We start from the raw sequence: 21,646 nt of genomic DNA on the forward strand, positions 1-21,646 counted from the left end.
GGCTCCTCAGTGGTCGGCGGGCACGGGTGCGGGTGCGGGCTGCGCGAGGACCGGGCCCCAGGGGAACGGCGGGTCGGGGATCTCGCGGCGCAGCACCGGCGCGATGTCCGACTGGAAGAGTGCGAGGGAGTCGCGGTGTTGGCGGTCCGTCAGTCCCCCTGCGTCGGCTTGCAGATGCAGTACGGTGTGCCCGAATTGCTCGTGGTAGCGGTGCACCTTCTCGGTGATCTGCTGGGGACTGCCGATCAGCGCGGAGCTGTGCTCCACGAAGTCCTCCAGGGTCGTGAACACCGGGTCGAGACCCAGCCGTTTCTGGAAGGCGAGGTTTCCTTCGAACACGGGCCGGTAGGCGGCGATCGCCTCCTGGGAGGTACGGGCCGCGTAGAGGCCCGCCGTCCCCGCGCCCACCGCGATGCCGGCCGGATCGTGGCCGTAGTGCTCCCAGCGCTCCCGGTAGTAGTGGATCAACTCGGCGTAGGGCTCGATGGGGTTGGTGACGTTGGCGGAGAAGAGCGGGTCGCCGTAGCGGGCGGCGAGGTCGACCGACTCCTTGCTGGTCGCGCTGCCGTGCCAGACCCGGATCGGCTGTTGCAGAGGCCGGGGCCACACCTCCGCGTCCTTGAGTGCGGGGCGGAAGCGGGTGTCGGCGGTCACCTTGTCCTGGCGCCAGAGCGTGCGGAACACCTCGTAGCTCTCGGCGTTGCGGTCCCACTGGTCCTCAGGGGTGACCTGGAACAGCTCGCGCTGGGCGGTCCCGTTGCCCTTGCCGATGATCAGCTCCAGGCGTCCGCCGGAGAGGTGGTCCAGGGTCGCGTAGTCCTCGTAGGCCCGTACCGGGTCGAGGAGGCTGAGCGTGGTGACTGCGGTGAACAGCCGGATCCTTGAGGTGAGGGCGGCGATGTGGCTGAGGACGACGGGCGGCGAAGAGGAGATGAAGGGCCTCTCGTGGCGCTCCCCCACGCCGAAGCCGTCGAAGCCCAGCTCCTCGGCGAGCAGCGCGTTGTCGAGCACCTCGCGGAAGCGGTCCTGGGTGGACTTGCGTACGCCCGTCACCGGGTGCGGGGCGTGCACGATCAGGGTGATGGCGAGGAACTTCACGATGCCGCCCGCTCGTCGCGCACCTCGTCGGGGTGGGCCAGGCCGAGGTGGTCGCGCAGGGTCGGGCCCTCGTACTCGGTGCGGAAGACCCCCTGTTCCTGGAGGAGCGGGACCACCTTGTCGGCGAAGGGGTCGAGGCCGCCCGGAGTGAGGTGCGGCACGAGGATGAAGCCGTCACTGGCGTCGGCCTGGACGAAGTCGTTGATGGTCTTCGCGACGGTGGCCGGTGAGCCGATGAAGGCCTGCCGGTTGCCGGTCTCGATGACCAGGTCGCGGATGGACCACCGGTTGGCCGCGGCGAGTTCGCGCCACTCGCGAGCGGTGGCCAGCGGGTCGCGGTACATGCGTACCTGGGCGCGCCCCTGGGAGATGTGGTGGTCGCCGACGTCCGGATCGATGTCGGGCAGCGGTCCGTCCGGGTCGTACGAGGACAGGTCCCGGTTCCACACGAACTCCAGGTGCTTGATGGCCGTGGCGCCGCTGACCTGTCGGCGGCGCACCTCCTTGGCCAGGTCCTCGGCCTCGGCATCGGTGTCGCCCAGTACGAAGGTGGCGGCCGGGAGGATCAGCAACTGGTCGGTCCGGCGGCCGTACTTGGCCAGGCGGGACTTGACGTCGGTGTAGAACGCCCGACCCGCGTCGAGGGTGCTGTACCGGCTGAAGATGGCGTCGGCGCCGGCGGCGGCGAACTCCCGGCCCTCTTCGGAGTCGCCCGCCTGGAAGATCACCGGGCGGCCCTGCGGCGAGCGTGGCACGTTGAACTGGCCGTGGATGTCGAAGTGCCGGCCTCGGTGCTCGAAGGCGCCGGCCTTCGCGTCGCGCAGGAAGGTGCCGGTGGCCGGGTCGGCGACGATCTCGTCGCCGTGCCAGGAGTCGAACAGTTCGTTTGCCGTGGCCAGGAACTCCTTGGCCCGGGAGTAGCGCTCCTGCTGCGGCAGGAAGCCGCCGCGCCGGAAGTTCTCGCCGGTGAAGGCGTCCCAGGAGGTGACCACGTTCCAGGCGGCGCGGCCGCCGGAGAGATGGTCGAGGCTGGCGAACTGGCGGGCGACCTCGTAGGGCTCGTTGAAGGTGGAGTTGATGGTGCCGGTCAGTCCGAGGTGTTCGGTGACGGCGGCGAGCGCGGCGAGGACCGTGAAGGTGTCGGGACGGCCGACCACATCCAAGTCGTATATCTTCCCGCCCTGTTCGCGCAGCCTCAGTCCCTCCGCGAGGAACAGGAAGTCGAACTTTGCGCGCTCGGCGGTCCGCGCGAAGTGCGCGAAGGAGCTGAACTCGATGTGGCTGCCGGCCTCGGGGTCGCTCCACACCGTGGTGTTGTTGACGCCGGGGAAGTGGGCGGCCAGATGGATCTGCTTCAGGGGCTTGCTCATGTCGTACGGTCCCTCCGGCTCAGGCGTGCGCGGCATCGGCATAGCGGTTGGCGGGGCGGGCGAGCCCCAGCAGCCCGCGCAGGGTGTCGGCCTCGTAGGCGCGGCGGAAGGCGTCCCGGCGCTGGAGTTCGGGAACCAGGCCCCGGGTGATCGCCGGAAGGTCGTGGCCGGCGACGGCGGGCCGCAGCCGGAAGCCGCTCAGCCCGGCCGACTGCAATTCCTGAAGCAGGTCGGCGAGTTGAGAGGGTGTGCCGGTGAAGATGCGGGCGTCGCTGGTGTACGGGTGTCCCGCGAGGACGTCCAGGCGCTCCCGGCGGGCCGCGGCCTCGGCGGGGTCGTCGTCGAGGAAGACCACCAGGTCACCGAAGACGTGCAGGGTGTCGTCGGCGCGGTCGGCCGCCGTCTGCTCGGCACGGATCTCCGCGACGACGGCGCGGGCCTGGTCCGCGTCGTGCGGGGTGACGTAACCGATGTCGGCGGCCCGGGCCACCAGCCGGTAGGGGACGGTCGCGTGGGCCAGGGCGCTGACGATCGGCTGGCCCTGGGGCGGGCGGGGTGTGATCGAGGGTCCCTTGACGCTGAAGAATCGGCCGTCGAAGTCGATGTGGTGGAGTTTGTCCCGGTCGACGAAGCGGCCGGTGGCGACGTCCCGGATCTCCGCGTCGTCCTCCCAGCTGTCCCACAGTCTGCGTACGACCTCGACGTGGTCGGCCGCCTCGTCGAAGATGTCGGTCACCACGTCCTGCACGGCGGGTGTGTCGTAGTCCTCGATCCGGAACGGAGGGAAGGTACGGCGTCCGAAGTGTGCGGCCTCGTTGCGGCGCGCCGTGACCTGGACGCGCAGACCGGCGCGGCCGCTGCTCACATAGTCGAGGGTGGCGATCGCCTTGGAGATGTGGAACGGCTCCGTGTGGGTGGCCACCACAGTCGGTACCACACCGATGTGGCGGGTCAGCGGGGCGACCCGCGCGGCGATGAGGACGGCGTCCAGGCGTCCGCGGACCTGGTCGGTGCGGTCGTCGGGTTCGGTGGCGGACGAGGACTGGAGGCCGAGCGAGTCCTCGATGGTCACGAAGTCGAGCAGTCCGCGCTCGGCCTCGGTGACGAGGTCGGTCCAGTAGGCGGCGGTGAGCAGTTCGTGGGGCCGGGCGACGGGCTCGCGCCAGGCGGCCGGGTGCCAGCCGGCGCCGTCGAGGGCGACGGCGAGGTGCAGCGGGGAGGGTGACGAGGACACGGGATCGGTGCCTTCCTGATCAGCTGTACGAGGGAGCCGGCCCCGTGCGTGAGGGGGCGGCCGCGAGGACAACGGGTGTCAGGAACGACAGAGCGCGCCGGCCGTGCGCAGCAGGTCGATGTGCGGCCGGGAGTAAAGGTGCAGGCGGCGGGGCCGGGCGGGGTTCATGCTTTCTCTTCCGGCCGGCCGCCCGGCGTGCGGACCAGCGTGAACTGGGTGCGGCGGCGCAGGGTGAACCCGATGGACTCGTAGAGCCGGATGGCGCGGGTGTTGCTCGCCGCGGCGTGCAGGAAGGGGGTGTCGCCGCGTTCCCTGATCCCCGCCGCGACCGCGCGGACCAGCCGGGTGGCCAGGCCCCGGCCGCGGTGGTCCGGGTGGGTGCAGACGGCGCTGATCTCGGTCCAGCCCGGCGGACGTAGGCGTTCGCCGGCCAGGGCGATCAGCCGCCCGCGGTCCCGGATGCCGAGGTAGGTGCCCAGCTCGACGGTACGGGGCAGGAAGGGGCCCGGCTGGGTGAGGGTGATCAGGTCGAGGATCTCCGGCACGTCGGCGGGCCCGAGTCGTACCGCTTCGGGTGCGGGTTCGGCGAAGAGGGCGGTGTCCACCAGTTGGACGCCCGCACCGCTTTCCTCGATCTCCCATCCGGCGGGCACGCTCGGGGCCGCGGTGACCGCGGTGACGGTGCCGGGGCCCACCAGCGCGGCCAGATCGTCCCAGGCCCGGGGATCGGCGGGGTCTTCCAGGGCGGTGAACGGGGAGACGTCCGTGGGGTAGCGGGCGGCCCGGCCGACCCGCTCGGCGAGGTGGGCGTGCGGACCGGTGAGCGCGGCCCAGGCGGCGTTGTCCAGGATGTGCGGTTGCGTCGGGCTCGGGCTCGGGGACGAGGACGAGGACGGGGCGCGATGGACGCTGGTGGACATGGCGGTGCGAAGTCTCCCTTGTCTGGACTGCTGCGGGGCGCGGCCGGAGCCGGGCCGGGTCACGGCGCGGCCCGACGGGCCACCTGTGGCGAAGAGTTGTCTGTCGGCGGACGGCAAGCGGCGGACGACGGGCGGCGGATGGCAAGCGGCGGTCGGCGGTCGGCGGTCGGCGGTCGGCGGTCGGCGGTCGGCGGTCGGCGGTCGGCGGTCGGCGGATGGCAAGCGGCGGTCGGCGGTCAGAGGACTCTGCTGAGGAAGTCCCTGGTCCGCTCGTGCTTCGGATGGTCGAGGACCTCGGACGGCGGGCCCTGCTCGACGATCCGGCCGCCGTCGATGAACACGACCCGGTCGGCGACCTCGCGGGCGAAGCCGATCTCGTGCGTGACGATGACGAGGGTCGTGCCGCTGGTCGCCAAGTCCTTGATGACGGCGAGGACTTCGCCGACGAGCTCGGGGTCGAGGGCAGAGGTGGGTTCGTCGAAGAGGATCACGCCGGGCCGCAGGGCCAGGGCGCGCGCGATGGCCACCCGCTGCTGCTGGCCGCCGGACAGCTGCCGTGGATACGCGCCGGTCCGGTCGGCCAGGCCCACCCGGCCGAGCAGTTCCCGGGCCAGTTCCTGAGCCTCGGGCTTGGTCAGCTTCCCGGTCGCGACCGGGGCGGCTGCCACGTTATCCAGCACGGTGAGGTGCGGGAAGAGGTTGAAGTTCTGGAAGACGAAGCCGATCCGGCTGCGCTGCGCCAGGATCGCCCGCTCGCTCAGCTCCTTCAGCCGCTCGCCCTGGCGCTTCACACCGATCAGCTCGCCGTTGACGCTGACGTAGCCGACCTCGGGCTTCTCCAGGTGGTTGATGACCCGCAGCAGCGTGGACTTGCCGGAGCCGGACGGGCCGAGGACGACGGTGACCTCGCCGGGCCGTACGGTCAGGTCGATGCCGTCCAGCACCCGGTGGGCGCCGTACCACTTGTGCACGTCGTGCACCTCGACGGCGGCGGGCGCCGCGGCCGTCGGGATCTCGGCGGTCCGGGTGCTCATACGACGGCCTCCCTGCGTGCACGCGCCCGCAACTCACCGAGTCCGGCGCGGAGTTTCTGCAACGGCGTCGGCGGCAGGGTGCGGGTGGCGCCCCGGGCGAAGTACCGCTCGACATAGAACTGGACGACGGACACTGCGCTGGTGAGGATCAGGTACCAGACGGTGGCTACCAGCAGCAGCGGCACGATGTCGCCGGGGTAGGTGCTGCCCATCATCTGCACCGTGCCGAACACGTCGAGCAGCGACACGTAGAACACCAGCGAGGTGGCCTTGATCAGGCCGATCAGCTGGTTGACGTAGTTCGGGGTGATGGACCTCAGGGCCTGCGGGAAGACGATCCTGGTGAACTGGTAGCCCTTGGGCAGACCGAGCGCGGCGGCCGCCTCGTGCTGCCCCTGGTCGACGGAGAGGATGCCGCCGCGCACCACCTCGGAGGCGTACGCCGCCTCGTTGAGGCTGAGTCCGACGACCGCGACGGCCATGTCGGTGGCGAGCTTCGACTCGTCGAAGGTGAAGAAGGCGGGCCCGAAGGGCACCCCGAGGCTCAAAGTCTTGTACAGGGCACTGAAGTTGTAGAGGAAGACCAGCAGGACGACCAGCGGCACGGACCGGAACAGCCAGGTGTAGAACCAGGTCACGGCGCGCAGCACCGGGTTCGCGGAGAGCCGGCCGAGCGCGATCAGGATCCCGCCGAGCAGCCCCAACACCGCACTGAACGCGGTCACTTCGAGGGTGATGGCGAGCCCGTCGAGGATGGTGGGGCGCAGGAACCAGTAGCGGAAGCGGTCCCACTGGTAGAACGGGTTGGTCACCAGCCCGTGGGTGATCTGGGCGACCACTACGAGCACGACGGCTGTGGTGATCCAGCGGCCGGGACGCCGGAGCGGCAGGACCCGCTGCGCCGCGAGGGGCTTCGGTTCGGCAGGGACGACGGGGCGAGGGATCGCCTCGGCGGGCGGTGCTGATCCGGAGGACACAGCGATACCCGGAGATTCACTCATGGTGGGCTCCAGCGGATTCGGACACCCCGGACCGCGCGATGCGGCACCTTCCGCGCCGAGCGGGAACGGCTCGGTACGCGGCGACGCACGGATTCACGCGGGAAGGGGGCTGGGCGGGGAGAGGGACCACCGTGACAGCGGTGGTCGTCGGTGACTCAGAAAGCCGTCAGCCTCGTCAGAGGGCGCAACAAGCGGCCGTACACAGCGCGCTGTTGACGCGCAGCAGGTCGACGGAGCGGTCCGTGCACAGCAGGACGCGGCCGGAACGCCGCCATGCGGCCGTCCCTTCAGCTGCGCACATCGCTGTCACCATCACTTCTCCGGCTCTGGGGCATCTCGCTCTGCGCCGCAAGTTAGACATGCCCCGAAAAGAATGTCAATGCGACTGACCACCAGGTGAGACCGTGTCCCCTTCGGCAAGGTGAGCGGGGAACGGCCGGGCAGTCCCCGTCAGTTGTCGGCGTCGACCGGCCGGCGGCCGGTCGGGCCGTGGTCGAGGCCCTGGAAGGTACGCCGGTACGCGGCGGGTGAGACGCCGATCGCGGCGGACAGGTGCTGACGCAGCGAGGAGGCGCTGCCGAACCCGGCCCGCTCGGCCACCCGGTCCACCGGAAGGTCGCTGAACTCCAGCAGTCTGCGTGCGAGTTCGAGCCGCTGGGCGGTGAGCCACTGGCCGGGGGTCTGGCCGGTCTCGGCGAGGAAACGGCGGCTGAAGGTGCGCACACTCATACCGGCCTGGGCGGCCATCCGGCCCGGCTGGATGGGCTCGTGGAGCCGCCGGAGGCCCATTCGCGGGCTCCGGCGGTGTTGCTGCCGGACGCCTCGGGGACGGGCCGGGCGATGTACTGGGCCTGTCCGCCGTCCCGCCAGGGCGGAACCACGCACAGGCGGGCGACCTGGTTGGCGATCTCGCTGCCGTGGTCGCGGCGGATCAGGTGCAGGCAGAGGTCCATCCCGGCGGCGGCGCCGGCCGAGGTGAGGATGTCGTCGTCGTCCACGTGGAGCACGTCGGGATCGAGCGGGGTCCTCGGGTAGAGCTCGCGGAAACGCGCGGCGTGGAACCAGTGCGGAGCGCTCGCTGTCGGTACTGCGCGACGGCGGCACGCTGGTCACCCTCCCGGCCCGCGAGACCGAGGCACTGGCCTCGGCCACGGCCGCGCGTTCCGTCCGCTCGGGCTTCATGCTGGTCGAGCCCGACCGGCGGGCCCTGTCGGCCATCACGGAGCTGGTCGAGACCGGCAGGCTGAAGGTCCACGTCGACGCCGTGTTCCCGCTGGCAGACGCCTTCAGCGCCCACGCGCTCGGCGAAACCGGGAGGGTCACGGGAAAGCTGGTGCTCACGGTCGACCGACCGGACGTCCTGCCCGCGCCCTCTCACGCGAACGGCACCAGCGCCTCCTGAACAGCCGGTGCCGCGGCCGGATGGCGCCACAGCCCCTCCCCCGCCAGCCGGGGCAGCACCCCTTCCCCGAAGCAGTACGCCTCCTCCAGATGCGGGTACCCGGACAGCACGAACTCCTCGATGCCCAGCGCCGCATACTCCTTGATGCGGTCGGCGACCTCCTCGTGCGAGCCGACCAGGGCGGTACCCGCGCCGCCGCGCACGAGCCCGATCCCGGCCCACAGGTTGGGGTGGATCTCCAGCGCGTCCCGTCGGCCCGCGTGCAGGGCCAGCATGCGCCGCTGCCCCTCGGACTCGCTGCGCGCGAGCCCCTCCTGCACGGAGCGCACCGTGTGCGGATCGAATCCGTCGAGCAGGCGTCGCGCCTCGGCCCACGCCTCCTGGGAGGTGTCGCGGGTGATGACATGCAGCCGGATCCCGAACCGCAGGGTCCTCCCGGCCTTCGCCGCCAGGCCCCGGATCCACGCGATCTTCCGCGCGACCTGGGCAGGCGGCTCGCCCCAGGTGAGATACGCGTCGACGTGCCGGGCCGCGACCTCGCCCGCGACCGGCGATGATCCCCCGAAGTACACCTCGGGAACGGGATCCGGCACCCGCGCCAGCCGCGCGCCCTCGACCTGGATGTGCTCACCTCGCAGGTCGACCGTCTCACCCGCCCACAACGCCTTTACGACCTGGAGGAATTCACCGGTACGGCGATAGCGGGCGTCCTTGTCGAGGAAGTCCCCGTAGGCCCGCTGCTCGTGGCTCTCGCCGCCGGTCACCACGTTCAGCAGCAGCCGTCCGCCGGACTGCCGCTGGAACGTGGACGCCATCTGCGCGGCAAGGGTGGGTGAGACGAAGCCGGGCCGGAAAGCCACCAGGAACTTCAGTCGCTCGGTGTTCTGGCTGACCATCGCGGTGGTCAGCCAGGCGTCCTCGCACCAGGCGCCGGTGGGGGTGAGCGCCCCCACGAAGCCGAGGTCCTCGGCCGCCCTGGCGATCTGGCTCAGATAGGCGACCGTGGGCGGCCGGTCCCGGCCCGAGGCGGTGGCAGGGGTGCCGTGGCCGCCGCCGACGACGTGACGGCTGTCGCCGTTGGTGGGCAGGAACCAGTGGAAGGTGAGGGACACGAGAGGTACTCCGATCGCGAGGGCCCGTCAGAGCAGGCCGTGACGGGGCGGCAGGGTGCCGTTGAGCACGTACCGGCCGATGTGCTGGATCTTCCAGCGGGTCGGGTCGTGCAGGGTGTGGGTGCGGGCGTCCCGCCAGTGCCGGTGCAGATTGAGGGCGTCGAGGGCCGATCGGGTGCCGGACACCTCGAAGAGCGCGCCGCCGACGGTCACCGCGGCCTCGGCCGCACTCACCTTGGCGGCGGCCACGGCGAGGGACGCCTCGGCGGCCGACTCGTCGGTGAGGTGACCGCGGGCCCTGTCGACAGCGCGGGCCGCTTCGCGCAGGAGCGCCCGCGACGCCCTTTCCAGCAGGGCGAGTTCACCGAACCGCTGGATCAGCAGCGGGTCCTCGGCGGCGGTGTCGAGCCCGCTCTCGAACCAGGGCCGGCTCTTCGTCCGTACGAACTCCGCCGCCTCGGCCAGTGCCCCCTGGGCGATCCCCACGTCGATGGCGGCATGCAGCAACTGCGCTGTCGCTCCGTGTAGTTGGGGTCCCTGGAAGGTCAGGTGGTGGGGCAGCACCCGGTCGGCGGGCACCGTGACTGCGTCCAGGCGCACCGTGCCGCTCGCGGTCGTCCGCTGTCCCATGCCGTCCCAGTCGTCGATCACCGTGAGCCCGTCGGCGTCCCGGGGAACGTAGGCGACATGCGGACGGTCGTCCTCGGCCAGGGCGAGGACGGGGATCCAGTCGGCGAAGAGAGCACCGGTGCAGTAGTGCTTGACCCCGGTGAGCAGGTGGGAACCGTCGGGCTGGGGCGTGAGGCGGGTGCGCAGGTCCTGGACGTGCCGGGTGCCCGCCTCGGACTGGGCGTTGCCGAACCGGCGCCCGGCGAGCAGTTCGGCGTGGAAGAACTTCTGCTGCTCCTCGCTGCCCTGCCGGCGAATGACGCCCGCGTACACGAAGTGGCTCTGCGGGATCTGGGCGAGACTGCCGTCGGCCGAGCCGAGCAGCCGGAAGATCTCCGCGAGGGTCAGGGCGCTGACGTCGGCGCCGCCGTGTTGCGCGGGTACGGTCACGGCGAGCAGGCCGGAGGCCGACAGCCGTGCCAACTCAACGGTGGGAAGCCTGCGTTCGCGGTCCCGTTCGGCGGCCCCGGCACGGAACTCGTCGGCGAGGGCCGCGGCGGCGGCGAGGGCTTCGGCGTCGTCGGCGATGACGTGGGCGGTCATCGGGTCAGGCCGCCGTGCTCAGGGCGGGCCGGCCTCCGAGTGCGGCCGAGAACTGGTCGACGATCGGGGACAGGGCTTCGACGACCGCCGGTGCGAGGGCGAGGGTGCCGTCCTCGCGGACGGTGATGTCCTTGTCGAGGGTGAACCAGCCCTGGACGATGTGGGCGGCGCCCATCGAGGTCAGGACCGGGCGCAGTGCGTAGTCGATGGCGAGCACGTGGGCGACGGAGCCGCCGGTGGCCAGCGGCAGCACGGTCTTGCCGGCGAGCGCGTACTGCGGGAGCAGGTCCAGCAGCGCCTTGAGGACACCGGAGTACGAGGCCTTGTAGACCGGGGTGCCGACGACGAGTCCGTCGGCTCGGGCGAACAGTTCGGCGGCCTCGACGATCGCGGGGTGGCGCGGGTCCGCGCCCAGCAGCGCCTGGGCGGGGATGGTGCGGACGTCGAGCGGGACGACGTCGTGGCCCTGGGCGATCAGCTGCTGGTCCAGGTGGCGCAGCAGACGACCGGTGCGGGAGGACGCGGAGGGGCTGCCGGAGACGGACAGGACGGTGGCCATGAGGTGCCTCTTTCTGGGAGCCGGGACGCCCGTAACGGATGGGTGCCCGGAGGGGAGGGAAGCGGGGGCTCTCTCGCGGGATGCCGTCAGACGAGAGCGGACTCGGACTCTGTTTCCGCGTCGGGGAGTTGGGCTTCCAGCTCGCGTACGAGAGGAAGCACGTGGCGGCCGAAGTACACGACCTCCTCGTGGTAGTGCAGGAAGCCGAGCAGGAGGAGGTCGACGCCGAGCCTCTTGTAGGCAACAATGCGCTGCGCGATCTGCTCGGGGGTGCCGATCAGTCCGGTGCGGAAGCCGTCGTTGTACTGGACGAGGTCCTCGAACCCGGAGTCCTGCCACATGCCCTTGCCGTCGGCGGTGGACCGGCCGGCCTGCTTCACCGCGGCTCCGAAGCCCTCGACCGCCTCGGTGTCGGCCTTGGCGACGATCTCGCGCAGGGTGTCGCGGGCCTCGGCCTCGGTGTCGCGGGCGATGAGGAAGCCGTTGAGGCCGAACTTCGGCGCCTGGCGACCGGCTCGGGCCGCCGACGCGCGTACGTCCTCGATCTGCTCGGCGACTCCGTCGAAGTCCTTGCCGTTGGAGAAGTACCAGTCGGAGACCCGGCCTGCCATCGCGCGGGCGGCGGTGGAGTTGCCGCCCTGGAAGATCTCCGGGTGCGGTCGCTCGGGGGTGTTCAGCGGCTTGGGCTTGAGGGAGAAGTCCCGCAACCGGTAGAAGTCACCCGCGAGTTCGGCGCGGTCCTCGGTCCAGATCTGGCGCAGGGCGCGGATGAACTCCTCGGCGCGACGGTAGCGTTCGTCGTGCTCCAGCCAGGGTTCGCCGAGTGCGGTGAACTCGTCCTTGAACCAGCCGGACACGACGTTCACGGCGAAGCGGCCGCTGGAGAGATGGTCGGCTGTGGCACCGAGCTTGGCGAGGACTCCGGGGTGCCAGAGGCCGGGGTGCACGGCGGCGATGACCTTCAGACGCTGGGTGGCGAGCAGCAGGGCGAGGCTGAAGCTGGTCGACTCGTGCTGGTACTCGGCGCCGTAACTGGCCATGTACCGGACCTGGCTGAGCGCGTATTCAAAGCCGTTGTTCTCGGCGAGGACGGCGAGTTCACGATTGTATTCGTACCCCCAGTCGGTGCGTTGCTCGATCCTGCTGGTGACGAGGCCACCGCTGACGTTGGGGACCCAGTAGGCGAATTTCACGGGCGCTGCGGACATTGCGTGACTCCTGCTGCGGAATTGTTTTCGGGCACGCCGGAATCGATGGACGCGCACGGGAACACAAAGAGGCCGTGAACGGATGCACCGGCGTCACGACGGGCCTACCGGGCTGCCTGATTCAGGCGGTGCAGGGAGAGATGGCGGCGGAGAGGTCAGGCCGCGGCGCAACAGGAGGCGCTGGCGACACGTGCGAGGTCGACGTGGCGTCGCCGCGTGAGGTCCAGTCGCATCTTCATGCCGTCGATGGTGGCAGCCGGTGCCGAACATCGTCAAGGAAAACCCGACCGTTCTCGCATCGCGGACCATTGCATTTCACGAAGGTGTGACAGGGAAACCCTTGAACATGCTCCGTACGCCGACGCATTCTGCCGGGATGCGGACCGAACAGCTGGAATACATCACGGCCGTGACCCGGCTCGGCTCACTGCGCAGGGCGGCCGACGAACTCAGACTTTCACAGCCCGCGTTGAGCGAGACGGTGCGAAATCTGGAACGGGAACTGGGCGTCGACCTGCTGGAGCGCAAGCGCACCGGGGCGACGATGAGCGCGGCGGGGCAGGAGCTGATGCCGCACATCGTGAGCGTGCTGGAGGCGGTGGACCGGCTGCGGTCCGCGGCGGGCGAGCAGCACCGCCTCAGCCGGTTGGTGCGCGTCGGCACGGTGAACGCCGCGACCGTGTCCCTGCTCATCCCGGTGCTTCGCAGGTTCCGGGCGACGCATCCGCTGACCCAGGTGGAGGTGGTGGGCGCACGGCAGACCGAGATCCAACGAGGCCTCACCGAGGGCGGTTTCGATCTGGGCCTGGTCAACCATCTCGACGGCGACGACCTGCCCGCCGGCTTCGAGACCACCCAGCTGCTGTGCGGACGGCCGGTGGTGTGCGTACGGCCGGACCGGCCGCTGGCGGCCCTGGCGGAGGTGTCGGTGGACGAACTGCTCACCGAGCCGCTGATCGCGATGCGCACCGGCTATGTGATGCACCGCTATGTGCACCGGTTGCTGGCGGGCCGGGCCCCGGCCATCTCGTACTCGACCGACGGCGCGGAGATGGGCAAGCTGATGGTCGCGGAGGGGCTCGGGGTGACCGTGCTGCCCGACTTCAGTGTGCTCGGCGACCCGCTGGAGCGCAGCGGCGCGATCGTGTGCCGCCCGCTGGCCGGCGACTCCGCCCGGGTGCTGCTGATGCTGCAACGCCGACGGGCGGAGTCCGTGCCACGAGCGGCCGGGGAGCTGCACGAGACGTTCGTGCACCGGGCCCGCGAACTCATGCGCGACGTAGGTCAGTAGCGGGTCATGACACCGTGGCAGTCCGGATATGGACAGCGCGGGCGGCCACGGCAGTGGCGGCGCAACCTTCCCCGTCCGCCGCGAGTCGAACTCCCGGGCAGGGAGGCGCAGATGGGCAGGACCTGGGATGCCGGGCGACGAGCCCGGGGACTGGCGGCCTTGGCGCTGCTCGCCTTCCTCGGCGGAGTCGCCGTGCTCGCGCTGCCGTATCGGAGCAGCCTTGCCACCGTGCGGTCCTACGAAGCCGCGTCACAGACCCGGGGCATCCCTGCCGTGGTCAAGGAGCTGGAGAACCACTCCAATGGCCGAGGCGGCCACTACTGGGTCGAGGTCACGGGCCCCCCTTCCGTATCCGGCCGGATCGACCTCGACGACTCCGGACCCGTGCTGTCGAGGCTGCACAAGGGCGACCGCATCGGGGTGGTCGTCTGGCACGGCCACCGCACCGACATCACCTTCCGCGGGCACGTCCAGCAGACGACGGACTCACCGACGAAGTATCCAGCCCTCTACCTGGGCAGCGGTCTGACCCTGCTGGGCGGCGGGGTGCTCGCGCTGTACTGCGCCGACCGACTGCGCCGTGGCACGCACGAGTCGGACGAGTCCAGCGTCTTCGACGAGTTCCCGCTCACCGGCAGGCTGATCGTCGGAGCTTGCGTGGTCACGGTCGTCGCCGGCCTCGTCACGGTCGACGCACACGAGAGCGACCCGCTCGACTTCGTCGGCACCTGGATCCTCTTCGCCCTCGTCGGCCTGGCCGTGTGGGCGGTGAGGCGCCGGATCCGCAAGTGGTGGCTCGACTGACCGTCCCGGCGCAGGCCGATCGTCCGGCGACGGAACGGGCCGGACGGCTGCACGCGGGTACGTCCGTGCGCGCCCCGGGAAGGACTGGCGCATGCAGACGGACTACTTCGCCCAGGACCCCCGCACGAACCTCCAGCGCATGCAGGCAGGCGATCTCTACGTCGCGGACGATCCGGAGATCGGCCGTCGCCAGCAGCGCGCCGTCCGCCTGGCCGCCCGTTTCCAGGCCGCCTACGTCGAGGACGCCGACGCCGCCCAGCCGCTGCTGCGCGAACTGCTCGGATCCTTCGGTGACGGGGCCCATCTGCGTCCGCCGCTGTATGTCGACTACGGCAGCAACATCAGCGTCGGGGCGCGCACCTTCGTCAATTACAACCTCACGGCGCTGGACGTCGCGGCCATCACCATCGGCGAGGACTGTCAGATCGGCCCGGGTGTCCAGTTGCTGACCCCGACCCATCCGTTGGAGCCGCAGCCACGGCGCGACAAGCTCGAAGCGGCCCGTCCGATCGTCGTCGGCGACAACGTGTGGATCGGCGGCGGCGCCATCGTCCTGCCCGGAGTCACCATCGGGGACAACTCCGTCATCGGCGCCGGCGCCGTCGTCACCAAGGAGGTACCCGCGAACGTCGTCGCCGTCGGCAATCCCGCCCGCGTGGTACGCAGCCTATGAGGCGTCCGGCACGGTCACGGAATCCACCGGCCGGGCGTCGCGCCCCGCGTCCTTCCGGACGGGGGTGCCTCCTCAGACCGCCCGCAAGGCTCCGGGGCGGCGGCCGGTGAGGCGGTCGAGTGCGGCGGCGCTCGCCTCGTCGGCCGGTAGATGAACGAGGAGCTGCTGGTCGTCGTCGGGCAGGCCGAGCGTTTCGTACGTCAGCCGTACCTCCCCCACCTGCGGGTGGACCATGCGCACCGGCCCGTTCGCCCGCGGCAGCCCCGGCAGCGTCTGTACCCGGCCGGTGAACGGCGTCCCGCAGGACACCGTCAACTCGTCCATCAGTGTGCCGACATGGGCGTCGGTCCGCCCCGGGCCCTGCTTGAGTGCAGCGACCTGTTCGTCGGCGACCGTGTCCCAGTCCGGGTAGACCGTGCGCGCCCGCGGGTCGGAGAAGACGAACCGGGCGAGGCTGGGCCGGACTCCGTCCAGCAGGCCGAGCGGTTCGGCCAGCCGTCGGTAACCGTCGGTGCAGGCCAGGATCTCGCTCAGCCGGTTCACCAGCACGGCGGGCGCCGGTTCCAGCCGCTCCAGCAGCGCCCGTACCGTGGCCCTGACCGCCCTGTTCGGTCCCGCCTCGCCCCGGCAGCTGAAGCCGGGGTCGGCCCCCTTGGCGAGCCGGTGCAGATGCACTCGTTCACCGGGGGTGAGCAGCAGCGCGTCCGCCAGGGCCGCCAGCACCTGCGTCGAGGGTCTGCGGTCCCGTCCCTGTTCCAGCCTGGTGACGTACTCGACGCTCATTCCGGCGAGCGTCGCCACTTCCGCGCGGCGCAGTCCCGGCGTACGACGGCGCGGCCCGGTGGGCAGTCCCACCTCGGCCGGTGTGACGGCTTCCCGGCGCAGTCGCAGGAAGAGGCCGAGCTCGCTGTCGCTCATTGCTCGAACGTAGCACCGGCGGCCCCGGCTGATCGTGGCCCTGTCCCTACCACCCTCCGCCCGGCCTCCCTCGACGGCCGCCCGTCGGACACCGTGGAGCGCACGCCCCGGTCCGGGGCGGCGCCGACCACTTCGTAGGAGCAGCCACAGCCATGTCCAGTGCACGACTGAATCTCGCGGTGATCGTAGGCAGTGTCCGGGAGGGCCGTTTCGGTCCGGTGGTGGCCGACTGGTTCGTCGAACAGGCCAAGCGGCACGACGAGTTCACGATCAGCCTGATCGATCTGGCGGACGTCGACCTCCCGCTCGCACTGCCGCCCACACCGCCGGCCCTCCAGCCCGAACTGCCGCGCCCCGAGGGCATGGCCGAACTGACCCGGCGGCTCGACGCAGCCGACGCGGTCGTCATCGTGACGCCCGACTACAACCGCAGTTTCCCGGCCTCCCTCAAGACCGCCATCGACTGGCACTACACCCAGTGGAAGGCCAAGCCGATCGGCTTCGTCGGCTACAGCGGTCTCAGCGGCGGCCTGCTGGCGATCGAGCAACTGCGCCAGGTCTTCAACGAGTTGCACGCCCACACCGTGCGCGACTACGTCAGCTTCCCCAGCTACTACCTCCTGTTCTCCCCCGACGGCACGCTGCGGGAACCGCACGGTCCCGAGAGCGCCGCCAGGGCCATGCTCGACCAGCTGCTCTGGTGGGGTTCGGTGCTGCACGACGCCCGCCGCGACCGTCCGCAGACCGCGGACCGGTAGGGCCGTTCAGCGGCTTTTCAGCAGCCTTTTCGGCGCGGGCCCGGGTCGCGAGCGAGGCTCGGGCTCGGGGCGCGGCATCGGGATCGGGATCGGGATCGGGATACGAGCAGGGCTTGAGCCGGGGCGACCCGTCGCGCGCGTTCGAGTTGCTCACCGCGGGGCCGACGCGAGGAAGCGGCCGGCTTCCTCGATCCCGCGGACGCTCTCGTACGAGCCGCCGCCGTCGCACGGGATCACCGCACCGGAGATGTAGGCGGCCGCCGAGGACGACAGGAACATCGCCAGGTCGGCGATCTCCTCCTTCGTGCCGAACCGGCCCAGCGGAACCGTCTTGACCGACCTGTCGCCGTCCGGGTCGTCTCCCGGCGACAGCCGGGCCAGACCCTCCGTGCCGGCGATCGGGCCCGGCGCGATCGCGTTCACGCGGATCCCCTTGCCGCCCCACTCCAGCGCGAGCACCCGGGTCAGCTGGTCCACTCCCGCCTTCGCGGCGCAGACATGGGCCTGGTAGCGCACGGGGATCACCGCCTGCGGCGCGGTGATGTTGATGACCGAGGCACCCGGTGCGAGGTGCTCGAACCCGGCGCGCAGCACATGGAACGTCCCGTTGAGGTCGATGTCCACGACCACCTTGAAGCCGTTGGACGACAGCTCGTTCGCCTCGGCCAGGAAGTTGCCGGCCGCCCCCGAGACCAGGACGTCGACCGGCCCGAACTCCGAGCGCACCGCGCCGAAGACCGCTTCGACCGACCCCGGGTCGCGCACATCGGCCACGAAGCCGCGTACCGGGTTCCCGTGTGCGCCGAGCCGCTGGACGGCCGCGTCGACGTTGGCCTGCTTGCGGCTGGCCACCGCGACGGCAGCGCCCCGCGCGGCGAACGCCTCGGCGATGGCCAGGTTGATGCCGGACGTACCGCCGAACACCACCACCGTCCTGCCGCTGAAGTCGAACCGGATGTCCATGCGCGTCTCTCCTTCGCTGCCGTGACGTCATCGGTCGCTCCGCTCACGGGAGCAGCTGTCACGTGACGGCAGCGTCAATCAACATGACAAAATAGTCAAGTACGAGATTCGGCATCGATGGCTCGCGACGGCGGCCGCGCGGGCGACACCGAGCGCTGGATCGGCTGCCCCACAACAGCATTCACATCGAGATCGGCCATCTCGGCGCGCGAAAGGTCAGACCGCCGAAGGGAGCACCTTCCTGTGACCTCCATCTCACTGACAAAATAGTCAAGTAACACGAGTGGATGGAACCTGGATCAGGAAGCCGCTGGTGGGACCCGGTACGGGAGACCTCCGCGCGGCTCCGACCGACCCGACGACCCGCCGGCTCCCCCTTGCCCGCTTCTGCAACGAGTTGCACAATCGCTGCCTGCCCCTGCCGAGAGCCACTCCGCCGGTCATGTTGCCGAGGGCTCACCGAAGCCGTTCAAGGACCCGCCATGCCGTTGCCTCCCGCCGTCCGCGTCTCCACGCACGGACATGTCCGTACGATCCGACTCGACCGGCCGGCCCGGATGAACAGCCTGGACCTGGGCGCCAAGACACAGTTGCTGGCCGCGTTGCAGGCGGCGGCCGACGCCTCCGACGTCCGCGCCGTGGTCCTCACCGGATCCGGACGGGCCTTCTGCGTCGGCCAGGATCTGGAGGAAGCGCAGACCGCCGAGGGCCCCGACGCCATGGCGGACGCCGTGCGCGAGCACTACAGCCCCCTCGTCCGAACCCTGCTGACGATGCCCAAGCCCGCGATCGCAGCCGTAAACGGAGTCGCCGCCGGTGCGGGCATGGCGCTGGCACTGGCATGCGACTTCCGGATCGCCGCCGTGTCCGCGACGTTCACCACCGCCTTCGCCGGCATCGGCCTGTCCTGCGACACCGGGATCTCCTGGACCCTGCCCCGCGTCGCCGGCCGAGCAACAGCACTCGACCTGCTGCTTCGCCCCCGCCTCATCGACGCGACAGAGGCGCTCGACCTGGGACTGCTGCACCAGGTCACCGCCGACGAGGACCTCGATGCCGAGGTCCGGCACAGCGCCGCCGCACTGGCCGCAGGCCCCACCCGCGCCTTCGCCGCCATCAAGGCAGCCGTGACCTCGGCGTCCGCATCCACACTCGACGCGGCGCTCGAATACGAAGCGGCGCAGATCGCCCACACCGGGGCCTCCGAGGACTACCGGCGCGGCCTGAACGCCTTCCTCGCCCGGCAGAAGCCCTCCTTCACGGGGCACTGACCCGTCCGCGCCCCATGTCCCGGCGCACTCCTCGACCCGGCTTCCGTCCGGGTCAGTCGGACGCCGTCCCCGCGGTGGCCCGGGCGCGAGCGGCCCACCCCTCGTCGGGCGCGCCCTGCAAGCCGATGGCCGACGCCCACAGCCGCGAAAGGTGATCGACGACCGTGTCCTCGTCGTACGGCTCCTCCATGGCGGACCGCGCGTGGGCGACCTGCTCGACCATCGACCCCAGCGCCAGGGCCGTCAGCCGCGGGTCCAGGTCCGGGTTCGCCAGCCCCGCGTCCTGAAGTCGCCGCAGTCCCTTCGTGGCACGGCCGACGTAGAAATCGCGGATCTCGTGGACGATCTGCCGCAGGGCCTCGTCCGCGGCCGCTCCTTGGTCCACGAGCCGCAGCACCTTCGACGCCCGGTCCCAGGCGCGGAGGTAGAGACGGTTGGACTCCACGAGCCTCGCGTAGGGATCGTCGACTCCGTCCGGTGACACCAGGCTCGCGGCCAGCATCTCGCCCGCGACGGATCGGACGACGTGATGCAGCAGGTCGTCGCGGGACTCGAAGTACGTATAGAACGTTCCGTACGAGACGCCCGCCGTCTGCGCCACCGCCTCAGGAGTGAAAGCGGACCAGCCTCGCTGCTCCAGGATCTCCCGCCCGGCGAGGATCAGGCCGTCCCGGGTACGTCGGCCACGCGTCGTGGTCGGCGGCGTCGGGGCCGGCTTGGTCCTCTGTCGTCCCATGTCCTCATCATCGCATTCCGTGCCCGGGACGATGCCGGCCCGAGCCAAGGGTGAGGTCGGGCCGACCGCACCGGCTCCACGACCGAGGAAGTACCACCGCGGGCGGACGGGCTGATCTCCTCTTCCGAGGACCCCTGGCACGACGGCCGCACGAACAGGGAGGAGAAGGAGGAGGAGCAGAAGGAGAGCCGGCCGCACGACGTCAGGACTGGGAGACCGCCTACTGGCGGAACAACTTCGCCCGCCTGCGCAAGATCAAGGCGAAGTACGACCCGCAGAACGTCTTCCAGTACGACCAGAGCGTTCCGCCCGCGGTCTGCTGACCGAGCACCGGCGGAGCCCCCCTCGCCAGCGGTGAGGGGGGCTCCGACATGCCTGCCCGCCACCGGCCCTTCGCTGGACGGTCTCCTCGTTCACGGGACGGCGGCGAGCCCGTGAACCGGCGGTTCATCCGCAGCCGCAGCCTGCCGACGCGGGGGCCGGGTCGGCGGCCCGGTCGGCGCAGCAGCCGTCACCGGTGGTGTCGGGGGCGGCGCTCTTGCCGAGGGTGTCCGCGTCGGCCTTCACGACGTATACCTCCCACGACTCCCGGCCGGGGCCGTGCACCCACACCTTGTCCTGGAGGGCGTAGCAGCAGGAGGTGTCGTTCTCCTCGAAGGTGGCCAGGCCGGCGTCCTTGAGACGGTCGGTGGCGGCGTGGACCTGGTCGGTGGACTCGACCTCGACGCCGAGGTGGTCGAGCCGGGTCTCCTCGCCGGGGGCGCCCTCGATCAGGACGAGCTTGAGCGGAGGCTCGGTGAGGGCGAAGTTGGCGTAGCCCTCGCGCCGCTTGGCCGGTTCGGTGCCGAAGAGCTTCGTGTAGAAGGTGATCGACGCTTCCAGGTCGCTGACCCGCAGGGCGAGCTGAGCACGGGACATTTCAGGGGCTCCCATCGGCTTGCATTGACGTCTATCGATTCAACCTTGCGCCCTTGCATCGAAGGATGTCAACATAGACACATGTCAAAGCAAGAGCTTGTGGTCCTCGGCCAGGACGCGGAGAGCGGCACATGCCGCCCCGGCCTGGTGGCCGCCCCACTGGACGACGGCCAGGCGGCCGAGCTGGCCGGGCTGTTCAAGGCCCTGGGCGACCCGGTGCGGCTGCGGCTGCTGTCGATGATCGCGTCGCGGGCGGGCGGTGAGGTCTGCGTCTGTGATCTGACCCCGGCCTTCGAGCTGTCCCAGCCGACGATCTCGCACCACCTCAAGCTGCTGCGGCAGGCCGGTCTGATCGACTGCGAACGACGCGGCACGTGGGTCTACTACTGGGCACTGCCTGCCACCCTCGACCGGCTCGCCGACTTCCTGCGCACATCGAGCACGTCCGGGGCGGGCGCGTGAGCGTCCCGCTGGGCCGCCGGGTCGCCGCCGAGGCGGTCGGCTCCGCCGCCCTGGTCGCGGTGGTCGTCGGCTCCGGCATCCAGGCCACCGAGCTGACCCATGACGTGGGCGTGCAACTGCTCGCCAACTCACTGGCGACGGTCTTCGGGCTCGGCGTGCTGATCGCGCTCCTGGGTCCGGTCTCCGGCGCGCACTTCAACCCCGTCGTCACGCTCGCCGCCTGGGTCACCGGCCGCCGCACCGGGGACGGACCGACCGCGCGCGAGGTCGCCGCGTACCTGCCGGCCCAGGTCGCGGGAGCTGTCACGGGTGCGGTCCTGGCGGACGCGATGTTCGGCAGGCCGCTCGTGCAGTGGTCCACCCACGACCGCTTCGGATCAGGCCCGCCACGCACCCGTGGCCGTGGCCGCGTACATCGGCGCGGCCTACTGGTTCACGTCGTCGACGTCGTTCGCGAACCCCGCGGTCAGCATCGGGCGGGCCTTCACCGACACCTTCGCCGGAATCTCGCCCGGCTCCCTCGGTCCGTTCATCGCGGCCCAACTGCTGGGCGCCGTAATGGGACTGGGTCTGCTGCTCGCGGTCTTCGGACCCCCGGCACCCGCACCGGCCGTCCCCACAGACCCCCGGAGCGGACCCGCCGACCCTCAGGGCGGATCCGCCGGCCTCCAGGGCGAACCCGAACCCGCCGCCCCCGCACTC

At 70.9% G+C, this 21,646-nt stretch carries 25 protein-coding genes and 2 pseudogenes; 9 read left to right on the plus strand and 18 right to left on the minus strand.

Annotated features, from left to right (window positions below; all coding sequences use genetic code 11):
• Positions 1-6 precede the first annotated feature (6 nt).
• The 9 genes and pseudogenes from FNH09_RS15465 to FNH09_RS15495 form a co-directional block, all read right to left on the minus strand.
• Positions 7-1,098, minus strand: coding sequence for an LLM class flavin-dependent oxidoreductase (locus FNH09_RS15465; RefSeq protein WP_162468621.1), 1,092 nt, complete (start codon positions 1,096-1,098; stop codon positions 7-9).
• Positions 1,095-2,468 carry an NtaA/DmoA family FMN-dependent monooxygenase gene (locus FNH09_RS15470; protein WP_152888190.1) on the minus strand — a complete coding sequence of 458 codons (1,374 nt, stop codon included), beginning with the start codon at positions 2,466-2,468 and terminating at the stop codon, positions 1,095-1,097. The genes FNH09_RS15465 and FNH09_RS15470 overlap by 4 nt, the downstream gene beginning before the upstream one ends.
• Before the next feature lie 19 nt (positions 2,469-2,487).
• Positions 2,488-3,702: an LLM class flavin-dependent oxidoreductase gene (locus FNH09_RS15475; RefSeq protein WP_162468622.1), complete on the minus strand. Its 1,215-nt coding sequence runs from the start codon at positions 3,700-3,702 to the stop codon at positions 2,488-2,490.
• Positions 3,703-3,780: 78 nt separating this feature from the next.
• Positions 3,781-3,870 (minus strand): putative leader peptide, encoded by a 90-nt coding sequence (locus FNH09_RS50165; protein ID WP_375983884.1) that lies wholly within the window; start codon positions 3,868-3,870, stop codon positions 3,781-3,783.
• The gene (locus tag FNH09_RS15480) at positions 3,867-4,622 is read right to left on the minus strand and encodes a GNAT family N-acetyltransferase (protein WP_152888194.1); all 756 of its coding nucleotides are present in this window, start codon (positions 4,620-4,622) and stop codon (positions 3,867-3,869) included. The genes FNH09_RS50165 and FNH09_RS15480 overlap by 4 nt, the downstream gene beginning before the upstream one ends.
• A gap of 236 nt (positions 4,623-4,858) precedes the next feature.
• Positions 4,859-5,656: an amino acid ABC transporter ATP-binding protein gene (locus tag FNH09_RS15485; protein WP_152888196.1), complete on the minus strand. Its 798-nt coding sequence runs from the start codon at positions 5,654-5,656 to the stop codon at positions 4,859-4,861.
• Entirely contained in the window at positions 5,653-6,657 is a 1,005-nt protein-coding gene (locus tag FNH09_RS15490; RefSeq protein ID WP_152888198.1) for an amino acid ABC transporter permease, read from the minus strand. Before FNH09_RS15490 ends, FNH09_RS15485 begins: the two co-directional genes overlap by 4 nt.
• A 175-nt stretch (positions 6,658-6,832) precedes the next feature.
• The gene (locus FNH09_RS49500; RefSeq protein WP_274390230.1) at positions 6,833-6,958 is read right to left on the minus strand and encodes a hypothetical protein; all 126 of its coding nucleotides are present in this window, start codon (positions 6,956-6,958) and stop codon (positions 6,833-6,835) included.
• 149 nt (positions 6,959-7,107) lie between these two features.
• Positions 7,108-7,724, minus strand: a pseudogene (locus FNH09_RS15495) (GlxA family transcriptional regulator); the annotation flags it as partial.
• 38 nt (positions 7,725-7,762) lie between these two features.
• Here FNH09_RS15495 and FNH09_RS15500 point away from each other — a divergent pair.
• The gene (locus FNH09_RS15500) at positions 7,763-8,059 is read left to right on the plus strand and encodes a zinc-binding dehydrogenase (protein ID WP_238426694.1); all 297 of its coding nucleotides are present in this window, start codon (positions 7,763-7,765) and stop codon (positions 8,057-8,059) included.
• On the opposite strand, the gene FNH09_RS15505 is transcribed toward FNH09_RS15500, so the two are convergent.
• The 5 genes from FNH09_RS15505 to FNH09_RS50170 form a co-directional block, all read right to left on the minus strand.
• The gene (locus FNH09_RS15505) at positions 8,032-9,171 is read right to left on the minus strand and encodes an LLM class flavin-dependent oxidoreductase (RefSeq protein ID WP_162468623.1); all 1,140 of its coding nucleotides are present in this window, start codon (positions 9,169-9,171) and stop codon (positions 8,032-8,034) included. The two genes, FNH09_RS15500 and FNH09_RS15505, sit on opposite strands and share 28 nt — an antisense overlap.
• Positions 9,172-9,198: 27 nt before the next feature.
• Positions 9,199-10,383 (minus strand): SfnB family sulfur acquisition oxidoreductase, encoded by a 1,185-nt coding sequence (locus tag FNH09_RS15510; protein WP_152888201.1) that lies wholly within the window; start codon positions 10,381-10,383, stop codon positions 9,199-9,201.
• A gap of 4 nt (positions 10,384-10,387) precedes the next feature.
• Complete coding sequence (gene ssuE, locus FNH09_RS15515) at positions 10,388-10,942, minus strand: NADPH-dependent FMN reductase (protein ID WP_152888203.1); 555 nt, start codon at positions 10,940-10,942, stop codon at positions 10,388-10,390.
• An 86-nt stretch (positions 10,943-11,028) separates the two neighbouring features.
• Positions 11,029-12,150 carry a dimethylsulfone monooxygenase SfnG gene (gene sfnG / locus FNH09_RS15520; protein WP_152888205.1) on the minus strand — a complete coding sequence of 374 codons (1,122 nt, stop codon included), beginning with the start codon at positions 12,148-12,150 and terminating at the stop codon, positions 11,029-11,031.
• 155 nt (positions 12,151-12,305) lie between these two features.
• Positions 12,306-12,389 (minus strand): putative leader peptide, encoded by an 84-nt coding sequence (locus FNH09_RS50170; protein ID WP_373299497.1) that lies wholly within the window; start codon positions 12,387-12,389, stop codon positions 12,306-12,308.
• Positions 12,390-12,526: 137 nt separating this feature from the next.
• On the opposite strand from FNH09_RS50170, the gene FNH09_RS15525 reads away from it, so the two are divergent.
• The 3 genes from FNH09_RS15525 to FNH09_RS15535 all read left to right on the plus strand — a co-directional run bounded on the left by FNH09_RS15525 (position 12,527) and on the right by FNH09_RS15535 (position 14,918).
• Positions 12,527-13,441, plus strand: a complete 915-nt coding sequence (locus FNH09_RS15525) for a LysR family transcriptional regulator (protein ID WP_162468624.1) — start codon at positions 12,527-12,529, stop codon at positions 13,439-13,441.
• A 111-nt stretch (positions 13,442-13,552) separates the two neighbouring features.
• Positions 13,553-14,245 (plus strand): hypothetical protein, encoded by a 693-nt coding sequence (locus tag FNH09_RS15530; RefSeq protein ID WP_152888209.1) that lies wholly within the window; start codon positions 13,553-13,555, stop codon positions 14,243-14,245.
• A 91-nt stretch (positions 14,246-14,336) separates the two neighbouring features.
• Complete coding sequence (locus FNH09_RS15535; protein WP_152888211.1) at positions 14,337-14,918, plus strand: sugar O-acetyltransferase; 582 nt, start codon at positions 14,337-14,339, stop codon at positions 14,916-14,918.
• Between the two features lie 72 nt (positions 14,919-14,990).
• Here the strand turns inward: FNH09_RS15535 and FNH09_RS15540 are convergent, their stop codons facing one another.
• Positions 14,991-15,836, minus strand: a complete 846-nt coding sequence (locus FNH09_RS15540) for a helix-turn-helix transcriptional regulator (protein WP_152888213.1) — start codon at positions 15,834-15,836, stop codon at positions 14,991-14,993.
• A gap of 152 nt (positions 15,837-15,988) precedes the next feature.
• Here FNH09_RS15540 and FNH09_RS15545 point away from each other — a divergent pair, with 152 nt between their 5' ends.
• Positions 15,989-16,594, plus strand: coding sequence for an NADPH-dependent FMN reductase (locus tag FNH09_RS15545; RefSeq protein ID WP_152888215.1), 606 nt, complete (start codon positions 15,989-15,991; stop codon positions 16,592-16,594).
• 150 nt (positions 16,595-16,744) lie between these two features.
• On the opposite strand, the gene FNH09_RS15550 is transcribed toward FNH09_RS15545, so the two are convergent.
• Positions 16,745-17,557, minus strand: coding sequence for an SDR family oxidoreductase (locus FNH09_RS15550; protein ID WP_152888217.1), 813 nt, complete (start codon positions 17,555-17,557; stop codon positions 16,745-16,747).
• Between the two features lie 482 nt (positions 17,558-18,039).
• Here FNH09_RS15550 and FNH09_RS15555 point away from each other — a divergent pair, with 482 nt between their 5' ends.
• Positions 18,040-18,828: an enoyl-CoA hydratase/isomerase family protein gene (locus tag FNH09_RS15555; protein WP_152888219.1), complete on the plus strand. Its 789-nt coding sequence runs from the start codon at positions 18,040-18,042 to the stop codon at positions 18,826-18,828.
• Between the two features lie 52 nt (positions 18,829-18,880).
• On the opposite strand, the gene FNH09_RS15560 is transcribed toward FNH09_RS15555, so the two are convergent.
• A complete protein-coding gene (locus FNH09_RS15560; RefSeq protein WP_152888221.1) occupies positions 18,881-19,564 on the minus strand; it encodes a TetR/AcrR family transcriptional regulator in 684 nt (227 codons plus the stop codon).
• Between the two features lie 50 nt (positions 19,565-19,614).
• Here FNH09_RS15560 and FNH09_RS48530 point away from each other — a divergent pair, with 50 nt between their 5' ends.
• Positions 19,615-19,887, plus strand: coding sequence for a BBE domain-containing protein (locus FNH09_RS48530; protein ID WP_338017585.1), 273 nt, complete (start codon positions 19,615-19,617; stop codon positions 19,885-19,887).
• Positions 19,888-20,011: 124 nt separating this feature from the next.
• Here FNH09_RS48530 and FNH09_RS15570 read toward each other — a convergent pair whose 3' ends face one another.
• Positions 20,012-20,482 (minus strand): ArsI/CadI family heavy metal resistance metalloenzyme, encoded by a 471-nt coding sequence (locus FNH09_RS15570; protein WP_152888223.1) that lies wholly within the window; start codon positions 20,480-20,482, stop codon positions 20,012-20,014.
• Positions 20,483-20,563: 81 nt separating this feature from the next.
• On the opposite strand from FNH09_RS15570, the gene FNH09_RS15575 reads away from it, so the two are divergent.
• Together FNH09_RS15575 and FNH09_RS15580 are read left to right on the plus strand one after the other, a co-directional pair.
• Positions 20,564-20,944, plus strand: a complete 381-nt coding sequence (locus FNH09_RS15575) for an ArsR/SmtB family transcription factor (protein WP_152888225.1) — start codon at positions 20,564-20,566, stop codon at positions 20,942-20,944.
• Positions 20,941-21,646, plus strand: a pseudogene (locus FNH09_RS15580) (aquaporin); the annotation flags it as partial. The gene FNH09_RS15575 and the pseudogene FNH09_RS15580, both read left to right, overlap by 4 nt.

The sequence above is a fragment of the Streptomyces adustus genome (assembly GCF_009377175.1).
GTDB classification, from domain to species: Bacteria; Actinomycetota; Actinomycetes; order Streptomycetales; family Streptomycetaceae; genus Streptomyces; species Streptomyces adustus.

Bases quoted from the DNA above. Each gene is read 5' to 3' on its own strand.
- FNH09_RS50170 (WP_373299497.1), bottom strand. From the start codon at position 12,389: ATGAAGATGCGACTGGACCTCACGCGGCGACGCCACGTCGACCTCGCA.
- FNH09_RS15550 (WP_152888217.1), bottom strand. From the start codon at position 17,557: ATGGACATCCGGTTCGACTTCAGCGGCAGGACGGTGGTGGTGTTCGGC.
- FNH09_RS15510 (WP_152888201.1), bottom strand. From the start codon at position 10,383: ATGACCGCCCACGTCATCGCCGACGACGCCGAAGCCCTCGCCGCCGCC.
- FNH09_RS49500 (WP_274390230.1), bottom strand. From the start codon at position 6,958: ATGTGCGCAGCTGAAGGGACGGCCGCATGGCGGCGTTCCGGCCGCGTC.
- FNH09_RS15530 (WP_152888209.1), top strand. From the start codon at position 13,553: ATGGGCAGGACCTGGGATGCCGGGCGACGAGCCCGGGGACTGGCGGCC.
- sfnG (WP_152888205.1), bottom strand. From the start codon at position 12,150: ATGTCCGCAGCGCCCGTGAAATTCGCCTACTGGGTCCCCAACGTCAGC.
- FNH09_RS15485 (WP_152888196.1), bottom strand. From the start codon at position 5,656: ATGAGCACCCGGACCGCCGAGATCCCGACGGCCGCGGCGCCCGCCGCC.
- FNH09_RS15555 (WP_152888219.1), top strand. From the start codon at position 18,040: ATGCCGTTGCCTCCCGCCGTCCGCGTCTCCACGCACGGACATGTCCGT.
- FNH09_RS50165 (WP_375983884.1), bottom strand. From the start codon at position 3,870: ATGAACCCCGCCCGGCCCCGCCGCCTGCACCTTTACTCCCGGCCGCAC.
- FNH09_RS15470 (WP_152888190.1), bottom strand. From the start codon at position 2,468: ATGAGCAAGCCCCTGAAGCAGATCCATCTGGCCGCCCACTTCCCCGGC.
- FNH09_RS15560 (WP_152888221.1), bottom strand. From the start codon at position 19,564: ATGGGACGACAGAGGACCAAGCCGGCCCCGACGCCGCCGACCACGACG.
- FNH09_RS15575 (WP_152888225.1), top strand. From the start codon at position 20,564: ATGTCAAAGCAAGAGCTTGTGGTCCTCGGCCAGGACGCGGAGAGCGGC.
- FNH09_RS15480 (WP_152888194.1), bottom strand. From the start codon at position 4,622: ATGTCCACCAGCGTCCATCGCGCCCCGTCCTCGTCCTCGTCCCCGAGC.
- FNH09_RS15535 (WP_152888211.1), top strand. From the start codon at position 14,337: ATGCAGACGGACTACTTCGCCCAGGACCCCCGCACGAACCTCCAGCGC.
- FNH09_RS15570 (WP_152888223.1), bottom strand. From the start codon at position 20,482: ATGTCCCGTGCTCAGCTCGCCCTGCGGGTCAGCGACCTGGAAGCGTCG.
- FNH09_RS15545 (WP_152888215.1), top strand. From the start codon at position 15,989: ATGTCCAGTGCACGACTGAATCTCGCGGTGATCGTAGGCAGTGTCCGG.
- FNH09_RS15490 (WP_152888198.1), bottom strand. From the start codon at position 6,657: ATGAGTGAATCTCCGGGTATCGCTGTGTCCTCCGGATCAGCACCGCCC.
- FNH09_RS15525 (WP_162468624.1), top strand. From the start codon at position 12,527: ATGCGGACCGAACAGCTGGAATACATCACGGCCGTGACCCGGCTCGGC.
- FNH09_RS15540 (WP_152888213.1), bottom strand. From the start codon at position 15,836: ATGAGCGACAGCGAGCTCGGCCTCTTCCTGCGACTGCGCCGGGAAGCC.
- ssuE (WP_152888203.1), bottom strand. From the start codon at position 10,942: ATGGCCACCGTCCTGTCCGTCTCCGGCAGCCCCTCCGCGTCCTCCCGC.